This is a genomic window from Roseovarius atlanticus, assembly GCF_001441615.1.
Taxonomy (GTDB): Bacteria; Pseudomonadota; Alphaproteobacteria; order Rhodobacterales; family Rhodobacteraceae; genus Roseovarius; species Roseovarius atlanticus.
The window spans coordinates 50,469-66,216 of sequence record NZ_LAXJ01000005.1 but is presented as its reverse complement, the minus strand read 5'-3'; the positions used below and the strand labels follow the sequence as shown (position 1 = coordinate 66,216).

16 protein-coding genes are annotated in these 15,748 nt (G+C 63.3%); 10 read left to right on the top strand and 6 right to left on the bottom strand.

The window, feature by feature from the left end; genetic code table 11:
• Positions 1-25: 25 nt before the first annotated feature.
• On the bottom strand, positions 26-1,015 hold the full coding sequence (locus tag XM53_RS06450; protein ID WP_057791496.1) for a taurine ABC transporter substrate-binding protein: 990 nt from the start codon (positions 1,013-1,015) through the stop codon (positions 26-28).
• Positions 1,016-1,413: 398 nt separating this feature from the next.
• On the opposite strand from XM53_RS06450, the gene XM53_RS06445 reads away from it, so the two are divergent.
• Positions 1,414-2,799 carry an aminotransferase family protein gene (locus XM53_RS06445; RefSeq protein ID WP_057791494.1) on the top strand — a complete coding sequence of 462 codons (1,386 nt, stop codon included), beginning with the start codon at positions 1,414-1,416 and terminating at the stop codon, positions 2,797-2,799.
• 29 nt (positions 2,800-2,828) lie between these two features.
• Here the strand turns inward: XM53_RS06445 and XM53_RS06440 are convergent, their stop codons facing one another.
• Entirely contained in the window at positions 2,829-3,701 is an 873-nt protein-coding gene (locus XM53_RS06440; RefSeq protein WP_057791492.1) for a LysR family transcriptional regulator, read from the bottom strand.
• A gap of 104 nt (positions 3,702-3,805) precedes the next feature.
• Between XM53_RS06440 and XM53_RS06435 the strand changes: the two genes are divergently transcribed.
• On the top strand, positions 3,806-4,876 hold the full coding sequence (locus tag XM53_RS06435) for a sodium-dependent bicarbonate transport family permease (protein ID WP_057791490.1): 1,071 nt from the start codon (positions 3,806-3,808) through the stop codon (positions 4,874-4,876).
• A gap of 49 nt (positions 4,877-4,925) precedes the next feature.
• On the opposite strand, the gene XM53_RS06430 is transcribed toward XM53_RS06435, so the two are convergent.
• Together XM53_RS06430 and XM53_RS06425 are read right to left on the bottom strand one after the other, a co-directional pair.
• Positions 4,926-5,597: an OmpA family protein gene (locus tag XM53_RS06430; protein WP_057791488.1), complete on the bottom strand. Its 672-nt coding sequence runs from the start codon at positions 5,595-5,597 to the stop codon at positions 4,926-4,928.
• Between the two features lie 175 nt (positions 5,598-5,772).
• Positions 5,773-6,636 carry a methylated-DNA--[protein]-cysteine S-methyltransferase gene (locus XM53_RS06425; RefSeq protein WP_057791486.1) on the bottom strand — a complete coding sequence of 288 codons (864 nt, stop codon included), beginning with the start codon at positions 6,634-6,636 and terminating at the stop codon, positions 5,773-5,775.
• Between the two features lie 97 nt (positions 6,637-6,733).
• Here XM53_RS06425 and nth point away from each other — a divergent pair, with 97 nt between their 5' ends.
• Genes nth through XM53_RS06410 form a run of 3 tightly spaced genes read left to right on the top strand, consistent with a single transcriptional unit; the run spans position 6,734 to position 9,298 of the window.
• Positions 6,734-7,378, top strand: coding sequence for an endonuclease III (gene nth / locus XM53_RS06420; protein WP_057791484.1), 645 nt, complete (start codon positions 6,734-6,736; stop codon positions 7,376-7,378).
• Positions 7,375-8,361 carry an adenosine kinase gene (locus XM53_RS06415; protein WP_057791482.1) on the top strand — a complete coding sequence of 329 codons (987 nt, stop codon included), beginning with the start codon at positions 7,375-7,377 and terminating at the stop codon, positions 8,359-8,361. Before nth ends, XM53_RS06415 begins: the two co-directional genes overlap by 4 nt.
• A gap of 4 nt (positions 8,362-8,365) precedes the next feature.
• Positions 8,366-9,298 carry a hypothetical protein gene (locus XM53_RS06410; RefSeq protein ID WP_057791481.1) on the top strand — a complete coding sequence of 311 codons (933 nt, stop codon included), beginning with the start codon at positions 8,366-8,368 and terminating at the stop codon, positions 9,296-9,298.
• Positions 9,299-9,329: 31 nt separating this feature from the next.
• On the opposite strand, the gene XM53_RS06405 is transcribed toward XM53_RS06410, so the two are convergent.
• Positions 9,330-10,148, bottom strand: a complete 819-nt coding sequence (locus tag XM53_RS06405; RefSeq protein WP_057791479.1) for a sulfotransferase family protein — start codon at positions 10,146-10,148, stop codon at positions 9,330-9,332.
• A 150-nt stretch (positions 10,149-10,298) separates the two neighbouring features.
• Here XM53_RS06405 and XM53_RS06400 point away from each other — a divergent pair, with 150 nt between their 5' ends.
• From XM53_RS06400 to XM53_RS06390, 3 genes are read left to right on the top strand one after another with little or no spacing between them, the layout of a single operon-like run.
• The gene (locus XM53_RS06400; protein WP_057791477.1) at positions 10,299-11,876 is read left to right on the top strand and encodes a DUF5928 domain-containing protein; all 1,578 of its coding nucleotides are present in this window, start codon (positions 10,299-10,301) and stop codon (positions 11,874-11,876) included.
• Between the two features lie 11 nt (positions 11,877-11,887).
• Entirely contained in the window at positions 11,888-12,274 is a 387-nt protein-coding gene (locus XM53_RS06395; RefSeq protein WP_057791476.1) for a histidine triad nucleotide-binding protein, read from the top strand.
• Positions 12,275-12,323: 49 nt separating this feature from the next.
• Positions 12,324-13,154 carry an ion transporter gene (locus tag XM53_RS06390; protein ID WP_057791622.1) on the top strand — a complete coding sequence of 277 codons (831 nt, stop codon included), beginning with the start codon at positions 12,324-12,326 and terminating at the stop codon, positions 13,152-13,154.
• Positions 13,155-13,158: 4 nt separating this feature from the next.
• Here XM53_RS06390 and XM53_RS06385 read toward each other — a convergent pair whose 3' ends face one another.
• A complete protein-coding gene (locus XM53_RS06385; RefSeq protein ID WP_057791474.1) occupies positions 13,159-14,088 on the bottom strand; it encodes an ABC transporter ATP-binding protein in 930 nt (309 codons plus the stop codon).
• A gap of 74 nt (positions 14,089-14,162) precedes the next feature.
• Here XM53_RS06385 and XM53_RS06380 point away from each other — a divergent pair, with 74 nt between their 5' ends.
• Positions 14,163-14,342: a zinc-finger domain-containing protein gene (locus tag XM53_RS06380; protein WP_057791472.1), complete on the top strand. Its 180-nt coding sequence runs from the start codon at positions 14,163-14,165 to the stop codon at positions 14,340-14,342.
• A 77-nt stretch (positions 14,343-14,419) separates the two neighbouring features.
• Positions 14,420-15,046 (top strand): TIGR02117 family protein, encoded by a 627-nt coding sequence (locus XM53_RS06375; protein WP_160321368.1) that lies wholly within the window; start codon positions 14,420-14,422, stop codon positions 15,044-15,046.
• The last annotated feature ends 702 nt before the right edge of the window (positions 15,047-15,748 follow it).

Sequence of the window (15,748 nt, the reverse complement as noted above, 5' to 3'; positions counted from 1 at the left end):
CGCGGTCTATCCTGCGTGAACCGCCTTACTGAACCGCTTCCAGCGGGCCGGTGTTCACATTCGTCTCGTAAGAGGCTTTCGCCGCGTCAATCGAACCGGATTCCACAAAGACGTTCGCGACACCCAGCATGAATTCCTGCGCGCCGCCGCCCAGCCACTTCTCGGTCAGCTGCTCGTCGACCGGCGGAAAGACGAAGGTCTCGATGGTGGCCATCGTGTCTTCTTCCGACATGCCCGCGTCCTCGGCGATCACCGGCAGCATCTTCTCGTGGTTGGCCTCGTCCGCCCACATGGCGTTGGCCTCGGCCGTCACCTTCAGAAAGTTCGTCACCACGTCGGGGTTTTCGGCGATGAACGAGGCCGGGCCAGAGGTCACGTCGAACACCAGGATGCCCAGCTCTTCCTTCTCGGCACCGGTCAGCAGGACGTTGCCGCTTTCCTTCATGCGGCGCAGCGCACCGCCCCAGCCACACGCCATGTCAACGGCACCCTGCGCCAGTGCGGCCTGTCCTTCGGCGGGGGCCATGTCGACGACCGTCAGGCTGTCCAGCGACACGCCGAAATGGTCCATCTGCTTCAGAAAACCGTAATGCGCCGCGGTGCCCAGCGGCACGGCGACCTTCTTGCCGGCCAGCTCACCCGCGCTGTCCTTGTCAATCTCCAGCGCCGCCGACACGACGCAGTTGTCGTTGTCGGAATAGGACACGGCCACGTCGACGATCTGCAGATCCTGGCCCGCGCTGGTGGCCACCACGAAGGGCGGCACGCCCTGGCTCACGCTCAGCTGCACGTCGCCCGAGGCCATCGCGGCGCTCATCGCCGTACCGGTGTCGAAGCTGACCCAGTTCACGGTCATGCCCAACGCTTCATCATACATGCCTTCGGCCTTGGCATACTGGAACGGCATCGGCCATTCGAGGAAATAGCCGACCGTCAGCTCCTGCGCCGAGGCGGACGCGCCGGCCAGAAGTGCCGCGCCGGTGGTGGCCGCCATGAGTTTCGACTTGAGTGTCATTGCTTCTTGTCTCCCTGGACTGTCGTTTCTTTTTTGTTGCGCCATCCTTGCCGGGGACATTCGCTGCACGGCAGAAACCATGCCATCACGCTGCCCCCGATGGCAGATGCGGCCTCATCCGATCCGAATTTACGATTCCGATCAATGATTTTGTCTGGCTGACGCGGCTTCTTCCACCTTTCCGAACCGAAGTTTCGGGAAAACCGTCTCGGAAATCAGCAGAATAGCACGCGTTTCGCGTTTCAGCGAAAGTAGCTCACCACTTTCTGGACCTAAACAATGACCCTGCCTGGCCCTATCGACAGTCGCAGTTTCACGGCTGATTATGATGCAATCGCACTGCTGTGCACTCATCCGCCCCCGGCCGCTGTGCCGGGCCCGACCTGATGGAGCTTCCCATGGATGGCAACCTGCTGAATGATATCGACAAAGTCGTGGACGCCGACCGCGCCCATGTCTGGCACCACCTGATTCAACACCAGCCGTTCCAGACCGGCGCCCCCCGCATCATCGTCGAGGGCAAGGGGATGCGAGTCTGGGACCAGCACGGCAAGGAACATATCGACGCCGTGTCCGGCGGGGTCTGGACGGTGAACGTAGGCTATGGCCGCGAGCGCATCGCCAACGCCATCCGCGACCAGCTGATCAAGCTGCCCTATTTCGCCGGATCCGCCGGCTCGATCCCCGGCGCGCTCTTCTCGGAAAAGCTGATTTCCAAGATGCCGGGCATGAGCCGGGTCTATTTCACCAATTCCGGCTCCGAGGCGAACGAGAAAGCCTTCAAGATGGTCCGCCAGATCGCGCACAAGCGCTATGGCGGCAAGAAATACAAGATCCTCTACCGCGAGCGCGACTATCACGGCTCGACCATCGGCACGATGTCGGCGGGCGGCCAGGACGAACGCAACGCGCAATACGGCCCCTTCGCGCCCGGTTTCGTACGCGTGCCGCACTGCCTTGAATACCGCGCCCAATGGGACCTGACCGGCGAGGAATACGGCATCGCCGCGGCCAACGCGATCGAGGAAGTCATCCTTGCCGAAGGCCCCGACACGGTGGGCGCGCTCTGCCTTGAGCCGGTCACTGCCGGCGGCGGCGTCATCACCCCGCCCGAGGGTTACTGGCCTCGCGTGCAGGAGATCTGCCGCAAGTACGACATCCTGCTGCATATTGACGAGGTCGTCTGCGGCGTGGGCCGTACCGGCACCCATTGGTTCGGCTACCAGCATTACGGCGTCGAGCCCGATTTCGTGACCATGGCCAAGGGCGTCGCCTCCGGCTATGCCGCCATCGCCTGCTGCGTGACCAACGAAAAGGTCTTTGACATGTTCAAGGACGATATCGAGGATCCGCTGAACTACTTCCGCGACATCTCGACCTTCGGCGGCTGCACCGCTGGCCCCGCCGCGGCGCTGGAAAACGTCGCGATCATCGAAGAGGAAGGCCTGCTGGAAAACACCACGCAAATGGGCGACTACATGATGGACCAACTGAACGCGCTGGCCGACAAGCACGCCGTCATCGGCCAGGTCCGCGGCAAGGGTCTCTTCCTCGGGGCCGAGCTTGTCTCGGACCGCGCCAGCAAGGAGCCGGTACCCGAGAAACAGGCCCAGGCCGTCGTCGCCGACTGCATGGCGCAGGGCACGATCATCGGCGTGACCAACCGCTCGATCCCGGGCTTCAACAACACGCTGTGCTTCTCACCGGCGCTGATCTCGACCAAGGACGACATCGACCAGATCGTCGCCTCTGTAGACGAGGCGCTGGGCCGCGTCTTCGGCTGACCCTTTGGGGCGGTGCGTGCCGTGCCGCCCTACGCCGCCGCCTCGGTCGGCAACAGGTCCCGCAACATCGGATGCGGAAAGTTGCGCCGGACCGTGACCGCATAAAACGTCTCCACGATCTTCAGATCGAATTTCGCGGTCTGCAGAACACCGTCGCGTATCTCGTCCTTCAGCACCACCGACGGCGCCACTGCCACGCCCGCGCCCTCGCGCGCCAGCAGACGAACCATCGCCATGTCGTCCACATCCGCCGCGATGGTCACGTTGACCCCAAGCCGCGCCACCAGCGCATCGAAGCCGGTGCGGATCGGGCTTTCCGTGGGCACGATGACAGGCTCTCTTTCCAGCAGCGCGCGCAGCGTCGGATGCGCCATCCGTTCCGGCAGCCCGTGCAAGCCAACCGGCTGCTCGGCGATCCGGTGCGCCACAAGGTCTTCGCCCGCGCCCGGACGCGGCGGTTCGGTCATCAGCACCACGTCCAGCCTCAGCGCGGCCAGGTCCTCCAGCAGGCCGTCGACCTGGCCTGACCGCAGGACGATCCCCGTGCCCGCCTCCGCGATCACCGGCCTCAGGAACCCCAACTGAAAGTTGCGCGACAAGGTCGACAGCGCCCCGACCCTGAGCGGCGGCGTTTGCAGGCTTTCGCGCCGCAACACCGCCAGCAACTCATCGCCCGTGGCAAAAATCCGGGCCGCGTGGTCCAGCGTGATGCGGCCCACCTCGGTCAGCTCCAGCGTGCGCCCCACCCGCTCGAACAAGGCGTGACCCAGACGTGCCTCCAATGTCCGGATCTGCGTCGACAGCGCCGATTGTGACAGGTTCAGCTTTTCCGCCGCCCGCGTCAGGTTGCCTTCGGTCGCGACGGCCTGGAAATACCGCAGATGGTGATAGTTCAGATCCATGATCATTCCATAAAATAGAACGATAAATAAAGATAGTTGTATTTTTTATTAGTCAGGTTGCCCGCTATCTGATCGCCATCGCATCCGTTCAGAGGGACAAGCTCATGGATATTCTTACCGCACTCATGTCGACCCTGCTCGACCAACTGCAAAAACCAACCCTGTCATTCCTGCTGGGGGGCATGGTGCTCGCCGCGATCGGCAGCAAGTTCGAAATTCCCGATCCCGTCTACAAGTTCATCATCGTTCTGCTGCTGCTCAAGGTCGGCCTTAGCGGCGGTATCGCCATGCGCGAGGCCGATCTGGCCGCGCTCGCCGTACCGGCCTTCTGCGCCGCGCTGGCCGGCATCCTGATCGTTCTGCTGGGCACACGGACGCTCGCGCGCTGGCGCGGTGTCAGACCGGTGGACGGCATGGCCACGGCGGGTCTCTTCGGGGCCGTTTCCGCCTCGACCCTGGCCGCCGGCATGACGATGCTCGATGCCGAAGGCATCGCCTACGAGGGCTTCATCGGCGCGCTCTACCCGTTCATGGATATCGCGGCACTGGTCACTGCCATTCTGCTGGCCCGGGTTGCCGCCGTCCGTCGCGCCCCGGCCGCAAGCGGCAACGGCAGCGGCACCGCGACGCTCAGCCTTGGCAGCGGTGACGGCGATGCACCCGCCCGGCTCGAGCCTGGCCTGATGCGCGGCATCCTGACCGATACGCTGCGCAGCCCGGCGATCAGCGCACTGCTTCTTGGCATAGTTCTGGGCCTCTTCGCGCGCCCCGAGACGGTGTATCACGACTTCTACAAGCCGCTGTTCCACGGTCTGCTGTCGATCCTGATGCTGATCATGGGGATGGAAGCCTGGGCGCGGCTATCGGAACTGCGCAAGGTCGCCCATGCCTACGTGCTCTATGGCCTGACCGCGCCGCTGGTGCATGGCTGCCTCGGCTTCGCACTGGGCCTGGCCGCACACCATCTGACCGGCTTTTCCGCCGGGGGTGTCGTCCTGCTGTCGGTGATGGCGGCGTCCAGTTCGGACATTTCGGGCCCGCCCACGCTGCGCGGCGCGCTGCCCGAGGCGAACCCCTCGGCCTATGTCGGCGCCTCGACCGGCCTAGGCACGCCCGTCGCGATCCTCAGCATCCCGCTTTTCATCGCGCTGGCCGAACGGCTGATCGGTTTCTGAACAGGAACTGCCCGGCGCAACGACCCTGTCGCGCCGGGCGGGTCCGTCCTCAGACCGCGTTGGGCAGGATCACTATTTCCACCCGGCGGTTCTGCGCCTTGCCGTCCTCGGTCAGGTTCGACGCCACCGGCACATCCTCGCCCCGGCCGAACGCGTCGATCCGGCCAAAGGCCACGCCGTTGTTCATCAGCACGTCCGCCACGGCATTCGCGCGCCGCTCGGACAGGGCCTGGTTATGCTCGGCCCCACCGGAATTGTCCGTATGGCCGACGATCTGCACCCGGCTGTCGGGGTACTTCTGCAAATTCTGCGCCACGGCCGACAGATCGCTGCGCAGGCCCGGACGCACCGCTGCGCTGTCCACGTCGAACAGGATATCCTGCGGCAGCGTCACGATCAGGCGGTCGCCGGTGTTCTGGATATCGACATTGTCATTGCCGATATTGTTGCGCAGCTCGGCTTCCTGCCGGTCCAGCATGGTGCCTGCCACGGCACCGCCCGCCGCGCCGACCGCGCCGCCGATCAGCGCGCCCTTGACCTTCTTGTCGGCCACGAGCGCCCCCGCGCCCGCACCCAGCAGCCCGCCCAGCAGTGCGCCCTGTTTGGCCTTCTGGTTCCGGTCGACTGCGGTGTCGTCCAAGTAGGTCGGGCTGGTACAGGCCGTGGCCCCCAACATCGACAGACCCGCAATAAGAGTGACGGTTTTATGTGAAATGCTCATCCTGATGCCTCATGTTCCAAACGCCCGTTTGCCGGGTCTGAAGGTGATTCTAAGCAATTTATGGCCAAGGCCCAAGCACATTCTGTGCGCAAACCGGCAATGATCCGCGCAGAGCCCGTTCGGAGCCGGCAATAAATGCGCATTTATTGCCCCATTTTCTACGCAGAAAATGGCCTTACCCGGCTTCCGCCCGCGCACTTTCCCACGCCAGGATCGCCCGTTTCACCGGCAGGCCCCAGTGATAGCCGCCCAGTCCGCCCGACTTGCGTAGCGCGCGGTGGCACGGGATCAGGAAACTGACCGGGTTGCGCCCCACCGCCGTGCCCACGGCGCGCACGGCCCGCGGATTGCCGATGGACTGCGCGATTTCCGAATAGGTCGTCACGTGCCCCGAGGGAATCCGCATCAGCGCCTCCCACACCTTGATTTGGAACGGCGCGCCGATCATGTAGAGCGGCACCTTTTCGCCCTGCTGATCGCCTGCGCCAAAGGCCGTCAACACCCACGGGCGCAGCATCATCGGGTCCTCGACGAACTCGGCGTTGGGCCAACGCGCGATCATGTCCTCCATCGCCGCCGCCTCGCCGGTTTCACTGGCAAACCCGATGCCGCAGATGCCCTTTTCCGTGCCCATCACCAGCGCCAGGCCGAAGGGGCTGTCGAACCACCCCCAGTAAATCTTCAGCCCGTCGCCCCGCCGCGCGAACTCGCCGGGGCTCATCGCCTCCCAGCGCAGGAACAGGTCATGCAGCCGCCCGGTGCCCGACAGGCCCAGCTCATGCGCGGTATCCAGCGTGGTGAACCGCTCGGCCAGCAGGTCCTTGGCCTGCCCCAAGGCGAGGTATTGCTGATACCGCTTGGGGCTGACGCCCACCCATTGCGTGAAAAGCCGCTGGAAATGCGCCGGGCTCATGTTCATGTCGCGTGCCAGGTCCGACAGGCGCACCCCCGGCCCGCCCGCGTCGATCAGGTCGATCGCCCGGCGCATGACGTTGAAATGATATCCATCGCGGATTTCGGTGTTGATCCCGGCGGTCATGTGGCGTCTCCATTCAATACGAGAAATGTACGCGCACGCCCCCCGCACCGCGACCCGAATGTTGCGCATCCCGGTCAAAGCGGGCACAAGGACAGCCATGGCCAAGCAACTCGACTACAAAACGATCCGCGAGATTTTCACCCGGTTCCAGGCCGCCTCCGCCGAACCCAAGGGCGAACTCGACCACGTCAACGCCTACACGCTCCTCGTCGCCGTGGCCCTTTCGGCGCAGGCGACCGATGCCGGCGTCAACCGCGCCACGCGCGAACTCTTCAAGATCGCCGACACCCCGGAAAAGATGCTGGAGTTGGGCGAGGAAGAGCTGATCGAGCACATCAAGACCATCGGCCTTTACCGCAACAAGGCCAAGAACGTGATGAAGCTGTCGCGCATCCTGATCGACAGGTTCGACGGCCAGGTGCCCAATTCCCGCGCCGCGCTACAATCGCTGCCGGGCGTAGGGCGCAAGACCGCCAACGTGGTTCTGAACATGTGGTGGAGCTATCCCGCCCAGGCGGTCGACACCCACATCTTTCGCGTCGGCAACCGCACCGGCATCGCGCCGGGCAAGGATGTCGACGCCGTCGAACGCGCCATCGAAGACAACGTGCCGGTGGATTTCCAGCAGCACGCACACCACTGGCTCATCCTGCACGGCCGCTACCATTGCAAGGCCCGCGCCCCGATGTGCCAGACCTGTATCATCCGTGACCTTTGCCAATTCGAGGAAAAAAGACTTTGACCAAATACCAGGCTGTCGGCATCGGCAATGCCGTCGTCGATGTGATCTCTCAGGCCGATGACGGGTTTCTGTCCCGCATGGGCATCGAGAAAGGCATCATGCAGCTGATCGAACAGGATCGGGCCGAACATCTTTACGACAACATGCAGAACCGCACCCAGATGGCGGGCGGCTCGGTCGCCAACACCATCGCCGGGCTGGGGGCGCTGGGCCTCACGACCGCCTTCATCGGCCGGGTGTCGGACGATGCGCTGGGCCATGACTATGCCCGCGAGATGTCGGATGTCGGCACCGATTTCGTCAACGCGCCCGCAAGCGGCGGCGAATTGCCCACCTCCCGCTCGATGATCTTCGTCTCGCCCGATGGCGAACGGTCGATGAACACCTATCTCGGCATTTCGACCGAGCTTGGCCCCGACGATGTCGACGATACCGTCGCGGGCGGCGCCGGTCTGCTGTTTCTGGAGGGCTATCTTTTCGACAAGGACAAGGGCAAGGCCGCCTTCCTCGCCGCCGCCCGCGCCTGCCGCGAGGCGGGTGGCATGGCCGGCATTACCCTGTCGGACCCGTTCTGCGTCGACCGGCACCGCGCCGACTTTCGCAAGCTGGTGACCGAGCTGGACTACGTCATCGGCAACGAGCACGAATGGTGCGCGCTTTACCAGACCGAAGACCTCGGTGCCGCGCTGGAACAGGCCGCGGCCGAAAGCGGCCTGATCGTCTGCACCCGCTCAGGCCATGACGTGGTGATCGTCAGGGGCGACGACACCGTGACCGTTCCCGTCGATGAAATCACCCCCGTCGACACCACCGGCGCGGGCGACCAGTTCGCGGCGGGCTTCCTGTACGGGCTGGCCACCGGCGCGTCGCTTCAGGTCGCGGGCCGGATGGGCTGTATCGCCGCCGCCGAGGTCATTACCCATTACGGGGCCCGGCCCGAACAGGACGTCAAGGCACTCTTTTCCAAGGCCGGCCTGATCTAGGCGCATGTCGGCCCCCGGCCCGCGCCCCGATTGGCTCTGTCCCCTGCCGACGCAAACACCGCCGGCGCGCGACGCGCTTGCCACCTGCATCGAGGCCTTCCGCTACCACGACGCGCCCGACGCGCTCTGCCCGCAGTGTTTTCCCGACGAGACCCTGTCGGCGCCGATCTTCGCCGCCGCCCGGCTGGCCCAACGCGGCACCTGCCCACGGCCGGAACAGTTCGCTCAAATTTATTTCGAACACCCCCGCTGCGTCGGCGGGGAAGAGACGATCAAGCTTTTCCTGCCCTTCGGGATCCAGACCATGCTGACCGGCACGGTGCCGGACGGCTTTGGTCACCTCAATTATTCCGAGGTTCTTGAAACGGCGCTCCAGGCGGGCTTCTGGTTCTGGCGGCCCGACCTGATCGCACCCCTGCGCATCCTGGCCGCGCGGCTATTCGAAGACTGGTTCACAAGCGGTCATTATGGCCTCGACGGCTGGCCGCATCGCGCCGAACGCCCGGGCGACCTGACCGGCCCGGGCGACGACATCCTGCAATTTTGCACCATGTGCCTGATCGACCCTGCCGAGCTGCTGCAAACGCTGTCAGACCTGCACACCCCATGGGCCGACGACACGTTCAGCGGCGCCGGCAGCATCTCGATCCGTGCGCCCTTTTACGTTTCGATGGATACCGGACAGGACGACCAGCTCTACACATCCGCCAGCCACGACATCGCGCGCAGCCTGCACGCCCGCGAGGCCCGGGCGTTCTGCCACCTCATCACCCCCGACTGGCTGTCGAATGCCTTCTTCAGGCGCGACCGCGATCACCCCCGGCTGGCAAAGGCGCTGTCGGAGTTCGAGAACCACTACGACGTCAAGATGATCGAGATCCGCAAGACCGCGCAAGCGCCGATCATGTCCGACTGGCCCGATCTGCCGACGGTATGATGCTTTCCTGAGAGCTACTGCACGCCCCTGCTCACTCGCCCAGCTTGGCGTGCACCTCGTCCAGGTCGATCTCACCAATGGGCATCTTGTTCGACGGATCGTCGAAATCGTATTTGAACAGCTCGAAATCCCGGTGGTAGATCTCTTTCACCAGGTGCATCGACAGGTCGTCGAAATAGTCCTCGACCGGGTGCGCGCGCTTCGGCCCGTGCCCCTCGCTCTCGTTGAAGCGCGGGATCTTCTTAAGATCCACCTTGTTCGGCGTCTTCGTCGCCTTCAGGACATCCGCCATGCCGTCGTTGAACGACTCCGTCCAGAAGATCTTGTCATAGGTGCCGCCATTGACGATGAAGGTCGACACGTGCCCCGACATCGACGACCAGTGAATGTCCGGCTCCATCGGGCGTTTCCACCGGATGGTGTCGCGGGTGAACAGCAGGAACCGCCGAAAGCTCTTGATCTGGTCGAACTCCTGCTTGCCGTCCTCGCCGCCCACCTCGATCCCGTATTTCTGAATCAACAAGGGCACCAGCTTGCCGCGATACCGCTTGCCGTTGCGCTGGATGCCGCAGATCTTGTCGAAAAACGATGACAGGATGCGGGTATAGGGGTTGCGCACGCAGGTGAACGCATAAGACGTGTGCGTGCGCACATTCGCCTTGATCAGCGGCTGGCTTTCGTCGCGGGCCCATTTGTGCAGGCCATCCGTGGCGTCGTGGATGTCACCGTCAAAGAATTCCCCATGGTCCGAGAAATACATGATCTGCCCGATTGTCGAGCAGGCGCATTTCGGCACCACCCGATAGACCATGCTCTCGCTTTCCGTCATCCATGTACCGGGAAAGCCCATCTGCCTGCCTCCAACCCCGCCGTTCTGGTTCTTGTCGGGTCAATTCGTGTTTAACCCGTTAAAAAAACCAAAGAAAGCCTGTTTATTCAACGGCTGTTCATCTCTATCACTATAAACAATCGACAAAAGAGCAGGTCAATCGTTTCGCCCATGGCCAGGATCGCCTTCATTCTGCTATGCCACAAGGACCCCGATGCGATCATCGGACAGGCGAACATGCTGACCGCGGCGGGCGACTACATGTCGATCCACTTCGACGCCCGCGCCAAGCCCGAACATTACCGCAAGATCCGCGAGGCGCTGGCCGACAATCCCAATGTCACGTTCGCCCGCAAGCGCATCAAGTGCGGCTGGGGCGAGTGGTCGCTCGTACAGGCCACGCTGTACTCGATCGAGGCGGCGGTCGACGCGTTCCCCCGCGCCACGCATTTCTACATGCTGTCGGGCGATTGCGCGGCAATCAAATCGGCCCGCTACGCGCATGATTTCCTTGACGCCCACGATGTCGATTACATCGAAAGCTTCGACTATTTCTCGTCCGACTGGATCAAGACCGGGATGAAGGAAGAGCGGCTGATCTACCGCCATTTCTTCAACGAACGAAACCACAAGTGGCTGTTCTACACCTCGTTCAACATTCAGAAAAAGCTGCGCCTCAAGCGCGAGATCCCCGCCGATCTGCAAATCCAGATCGGCAGCCAGTGGTGGTGCCTGCGCCGCCGCACCATCGAGTGGATCCTCGACTTCACCCGCAAGCGCCGCGACGTGATGCGGTTTTTCCGCACCACCTGGATTCCCGACGAAACGTTCTTTCAGACCCTCGTGCGCCATCTCGTCCCCGAGAATGAAATCCGCACACGCACGCTGACCTTCCTGATGTTCACCGATTACGGGATGCCGGTCACCTTCTACAACGATCACTACGACCTGCTGCTCAGCCAGGACGCGCTCTTTGCGCGCAAGATCAGCCCCGAGGCGACCGAGCTGAAAACCCGTCTCGGCGCGCTCTACGCCGATGAGGACGCCCGCTTCAACATCTCGGACGAGGGGCGCAGCCTCTTCAAGTTTCTCACCGGGCGCGGGCGCATCGGCCGCCGTTTCGCCCTGCGGTTCTGGGAAACCGAAAGCACCCTGGGCCGCGAACGCGAGCTGATGATCATCATCTGCAAGAAATGGCACGTCGCCAAGCGGATGATCGACAAGATCCGCCAGGTCACCAACGTGCCCGCCATCGAATACCTCTTCAACGAGGAAAACACCCACCTGCCCGACCTCGGCGGCATCCAGGCCACGCTGGGCAAGCGCACCCGCCACCGCCGCGCACTGATGCGGATGCTGTTCGACTATTTCGAGACCGATCGCCTGATCGTCTGCATGGACCCCGGTAATATCGACCTGCTCGAGGATTTCTGCAACGACCGCTCCACCACCAAGCTTTTGGAAATCCAGTGCGAATTCTCCGATGCCTACCTTGTGGGCCATGCCCGCCGCGTCGGGCTGGCCGGCACCCAGACCCCCAAGGAAACGCTGGAACGCCTGCTGCCGACGATCCGCGGCGACATCAACTTTGAATCCGACCGCATCCGCGACGCCGAGTTCGAGAATCATAGCATCATGAAACAGTCGAACGACCCCGAGGATAACGCGGGCCTTATCGCCCGTTTCCTTGATATCGCGCCCGACAAGGCGCTAGAGATTGCCCGAACCGATCACCTTTACGCCGATTGAGGCCGCACACCATGTCCTTTTCCTATGACGACCAGAACATCTTCGCCAAGATCCTCCGCGGCGAGATCCCCAACGACACCGTGCTGGAAACCGAGCACACGCTTGCCTTCAACGACATCCAGCCGCAGGCGCCCGTGCATGTGCTGGTCATCCCCAAGGGTCCGTATGTCTGCCACGATCACTTCGCCGCCGAAGCGTCCGAGGCGGAACTGGTCGATTTCATGCGCGTCACAGCCCAGGTCTGCGCCATGACCGGCGTCTCGCCGGGCGACGGCAATCCGGGCTATCGCACCATCTCGAACGCGGGCGAAGCCGGCGTGCAGGAGGTGCCGCATTACCACCTTCACATCCTCGGCGGGCGCGGCCTCGGGCGGATGCTGGCCAAGGCCGACAACTGATCCAAACCGTGCCTTGCGCGCCCGCGCGCCCTGCCCCATATCCAGCGCCATGAGCCAGTCCACACAGACCCAACCGCACTCGCTGCGCGCCCGCGTCGAAGCCCTCGTCAGCCGCACGAGCTTTCAGAATTTCATCCTCGCGGTGATCCTCTTCAATGCCGCGGTCCTTGGCCTGGAAACCTCCGACCGTGCGATGCAGGCCGCCGGCCCGCTCATCGTCATGCTGGACAAGATCTGCCTGGCCATCTTCGTGGTCGAGATCGGGCTGAAACTCTTTGCGCGCCGCGCCGCGTTCTTTCGCAATGGCTGGAGCGTCTTCGACTTCGTGATCGTCGGCATCTCGCTAATCCCCGCCACGCAAGGCCTGTCGGTCCTGCGCGCGCTGCGCATCCTGCGCCTGTTGCGGATCCTGTCGGTCACCCCGTCCCTGCGCCGCGTGGTCGAAGGGCTGATGAACGCCCTGCCCGGCATGGGCTCGGTGTTCCTGCTGATGGGCATCCTGTTCTACATCGGCTCGGTCATGGCGACCAAACTGTTCGGCGGCGGCTGCCCCACCTGCACGCCCGAACAGGCCGCTTTGTTCGATCAATGGTTCGGCACGATTGGCCGTTCGGGCTATTCCCTCTTCCAGATCATGACGCTGGAATCGTGGTCCATGGGCATCGTCCGCCCGGTGATGGAGGTCTACCCCTACGCCTGGGTGTTCTTCGTGCCCTTCATCCTGGTGACGACCTTCGCGGTGGTGAACCTTGTCGTCGGTCTGATCGTGAACTCGATGCAGGACGCCCACAACCTCGAGGCCAACGAGCGCACCGACGACTACCGCGAAGAAGTCCTGCAACGCCTGCGCGCCATCGAGAAACGGCTGTCGGACAAATAGGCTTTTACCGCGAGCGCGTCAGTTCCAGGAAAACCTCTTCCAGGTCCGCCTGCTCGGTCCGCACGTCCCGGATCCGCATCCCCGAGGCCCGCACCGCCTCCAGCACCGCTTCGGCCGACATCTTGGTCGAACGATAGCTGATCGCAACCTGCCCCCCGGGCCGCGTCTCGACGGTCAGCCCTTCGCCCTCGGGCAGCGCCACCGGGTCGGCCTCGGGCTCGATCACCATCGTGCGACGGTCCATCTGGCTCAGCAGGTGCGCCGTGCTGTCCCGCGCCACGACCGATCCTTCGTTGATGATGGCGATCTCGTCGCACATCTCCTCGGCTTCCTCCAGGTAATGCGTCGTCAGGATGATCGTCATCCCCTGTTCGTTCAGCTTGCGCACGTTCTGCCACAGCATCTGGCGCAGCTCGATATCCACGCCCGCCGTCGGCTCGTCCAGCACCAGGATATGCGGGTGATGCACCAGCGCCTTGGCCAGCAGCAGCCGCCGCCGCATCCCGCCCGACAGCGTGCGCGCATAGGCTTCGGCCTTGTCGCTCAGCCCCACCAGCTCCAGTATCTCGTCGCTGCGCCGGTCCTTCTTGGGCACGCCATAAAGGCCCGCCTGCACCTCCAGCGCCGCACGCGGCGCAAAGAACGGATCCAGGTTCAGCTCCTGCGGCATCACGCCAATGGACGCCCGGCTCTGCCGCGGGTTCACGTCCTGGTCGAACCCCCAGATCTTCACCTGCCCCGCGGTCTTGGTCACCAGCCCGGCCAGGATGTTGATCAACGTCGACTTGCCCGCGCCATTCGGCCCCAACAGGCCAAAGACCGACCCTTTGGGCACGTCCAGATCCACCCCCGTCAAGGCAGGTTTGGCCATGCCGCGCTTACCACCGCCATAGACCTTCTCCAGGCCTCTCACTTCGATTGCATTTGTCGGCATGGCGGCTCTTGTCCCCGGATGTCTCTCGGATATAGTCTGCCCCGACCTACTTGCAGCCAAAAGGAACGCCGTCAATGGTGACCGAAGCCCCCGAAACCCGCATCGTCGACAGCTACCGCGTGGCCTGTGATGGCGGCGAAGGCGCGTTGGGCCACCCGCGCGTGTGGCTGACCATCCCGCAGGACATGGGCTTTGTCGAATGCCCCTATTGCGACGCCAAGCTGGTCCACCGCGATTTTGAGGGCAAGGTCTGAAGCAGGCTCTGCGGGTCGCCGGAAAGCGCCTGTTCCTCGGCTTTCTGGCCGTTCTCGCGCTGATCAGTCTCTACCTCGTGTCCGCGGTGGCAGGCGCCCTGATCCCCGGCTCGCTCTCGCCCAATCCCTCCGCCGAAGGCGGCCCGCCCATCGAGATACGGCTTGTGGCCGGACCCATCCACTATGACCTCCTCCTGCCGCTGACACCCCGGACACGGGCACGCTTCTTCCATCTTGAACAGGCGGGCCTGCCCCTTGCAGACCCACAGGCCGAGTGGCTGGTGATCGGCTGGGGCAGCCGCGCCTTCTACACCCACGAAGGCTCCTACAGCGATATGCCCGCCGCCACGCTCTGGCGCGCCGTCACCGGCGACGAAGCCGTCCTGCGCGCCGACGTGATCGGCGCACTGCCCCAAGGCTACGAAAGCCCGGCGTTAAAGGTGACGCCCGCAGAGTATTCCGGGCTTCTGATGGCGATCCTCCGACAACTGAAGCTTGACGCAGACTACGAAGCCATCGCGCTTCCCGCCCCCGGCTTCACTGACACGGACATGTTCTTCGAGGCAACAGGCAGCTTCCATATCTTCCGTACCTGCAACACCTGGGTCTCCCGCATCCTGCGCCGCGCTGGTATCCGCTTCGGCGCATGGACCCCGACACCCTATGCCGTCACGCTATCGCACCGCTGGTTCCACCCCGAGTGACGGGCTGCGGCCTTTCCCGTCCGGCGCGTTGCAGGCGCAAAACGCATTCGGGACGTGGTTTCCGAACATCGCCAGCTCGCCGGATTAGAGTAAATAGGCGACTGACCTCTGGCCCTTGAAATGTCGTTCCTCGCAGATGGCGCGGTCACGACCTGGCCGGTCCTGAAATATCTGTCTTCGGCGCCCTTGCGCCTCAAATCATCGCGAAATCGCTGAAGACCCGTCTCGAAACAATGATTGGTTTCTCGGCGTCTCCGCGTTTGACGGGCTCGCCCGGTTTGTCACGTGTCGCATCGGGGGGTTTTGTGTTTGTCTTGGCCATTTTCCTTCTCCGCTTGAAGCGGCGGTTCGGCCAAGGCGCGCTCGACCGGCGCCACAGGTTTCAAGTTTCGTGTAGAAAGGCCGACCGTAATGCAGTCGTCACATCATAAAATCGCTTTAAAAAATCAGCCTTCCTACGGCATTTAGTGTGCCCGATCCGCTCCGATCGGTCCAGTCCCTCAGCAGAAAATCAGTGTCTCCAATTCGGGCAAAGTCCCCCAAGACATTGATAACTCAAGATAACTCAAAAAGTTCCCTTACGTCACAAACCAAGCCGCGCCTTGCAAACACCCGCCGCGCCGTTGCCTTTCGACGTACGCCAGACTGGTAAGGCACAAGAGCTATTACCGTGCCTCACCCATTCTGCAGCGCGCACATCCC

Excerpts from the sequence above, each read along its gene's own strand:
- XM53_RS06395 (WP_057791476.1), top strand. The coding sequence starts at position 11,888 with ATGTCCTTTTCCTATGACGACCAGAACATCTTCGCCAAGATCCTCCGC.
- XM53_RS06450 (WP_057791496.1), bottom strand. The coding sequence starts at position 1,015 with ATGACACTCAAGTCGAAACTCATGGCGGCCACCACCGGCGCGGCACTT.
- XM53_RS06425 (WP_057791486.1), bottom strand. The coding sequence starts at position 6,636 with ATGACCGCCGGGATCAACACCGAAATCCGCGATGGATATCATTTCAAC.
- XM53_RS06405 (WP_057791479.1), bottom strand. The coding sequence starts at position 10,148 with ATGGGCTTTCCCGGTACATGGATGACGGAAAGCGAGAGCATGGTCTAT.
- XM53_RS06430 (WP_057791488.1), bottom strand. The coding sequence starts at position 5,597 with ATGAGCATTTCACATAAAACCGTCACTCTTATTGCGGGTCTGTCGATG.
- XM53_RS06390 (WP_057791622.1), top strand. The coding sequence starts at position 12,324 with ATGAGCCAGTCCACACAGACCCAACCGCACTCGCTGCGCGCCCGCGTC.
- nth (WP_057791484.1), top strand. The coding sequence starts at position 6,734 with ATGGCCAAGCAACTCGACTACAAAACGATCCGCGAGATTTTCACCCGG.
- XM53_RS06380 (WP_057791472.1), top strand. The coding sequence starts at position 14,163 with ATGGTGACCGAAGCCCCCGAAACCCGCATCGTCGACAGCTACCGCGTG.
- XM53_RS06435 (WP_057791490.1), top strand. The coding sequence starts at position 3,806 with ATGGATATTCTTACCGCACTCATGTCGACCCTGCTCGACCAACTGCAA.
- XM53_RS06400 (WP_057791477.1), top strand. The coding sequence starts at position 10,299 with ATGGCCAGGATCGCCTTCATTCTGCTATGCCACAAGGACCCCGATGCG.
- XM53_RS06410 (WP_057791481.1), top strand. The coding sequence starts at position 8,366 with ATGTCGGCCCCCGGCCCGCGCCCCGATTGGCTCTGTCCCCTGCCGACG.
- XM53_RS06440 (WP_057791492.1), bottom strand. The coding sequence starts at position 3,701 with ATGGATCTGAACTATCACCATCTGCGGTATTTCCAGGCCGTCGCGACC.
- XM53_RS06445 (WP_057791494.1), top strand. The coding sequence starts at position 1,414 with ATGGATGGCAACCTGCTGAATGATATCGACAAAGTCGTGGACGCCGAC.
- XM53_RS06385 (WP_057791474.1), bottom strand. The coding sequence starts at position 14,088 with ATGCCGACAAATGCAATCGAAGTGAGAGGCCTGGAGAAGGTCTATGGC.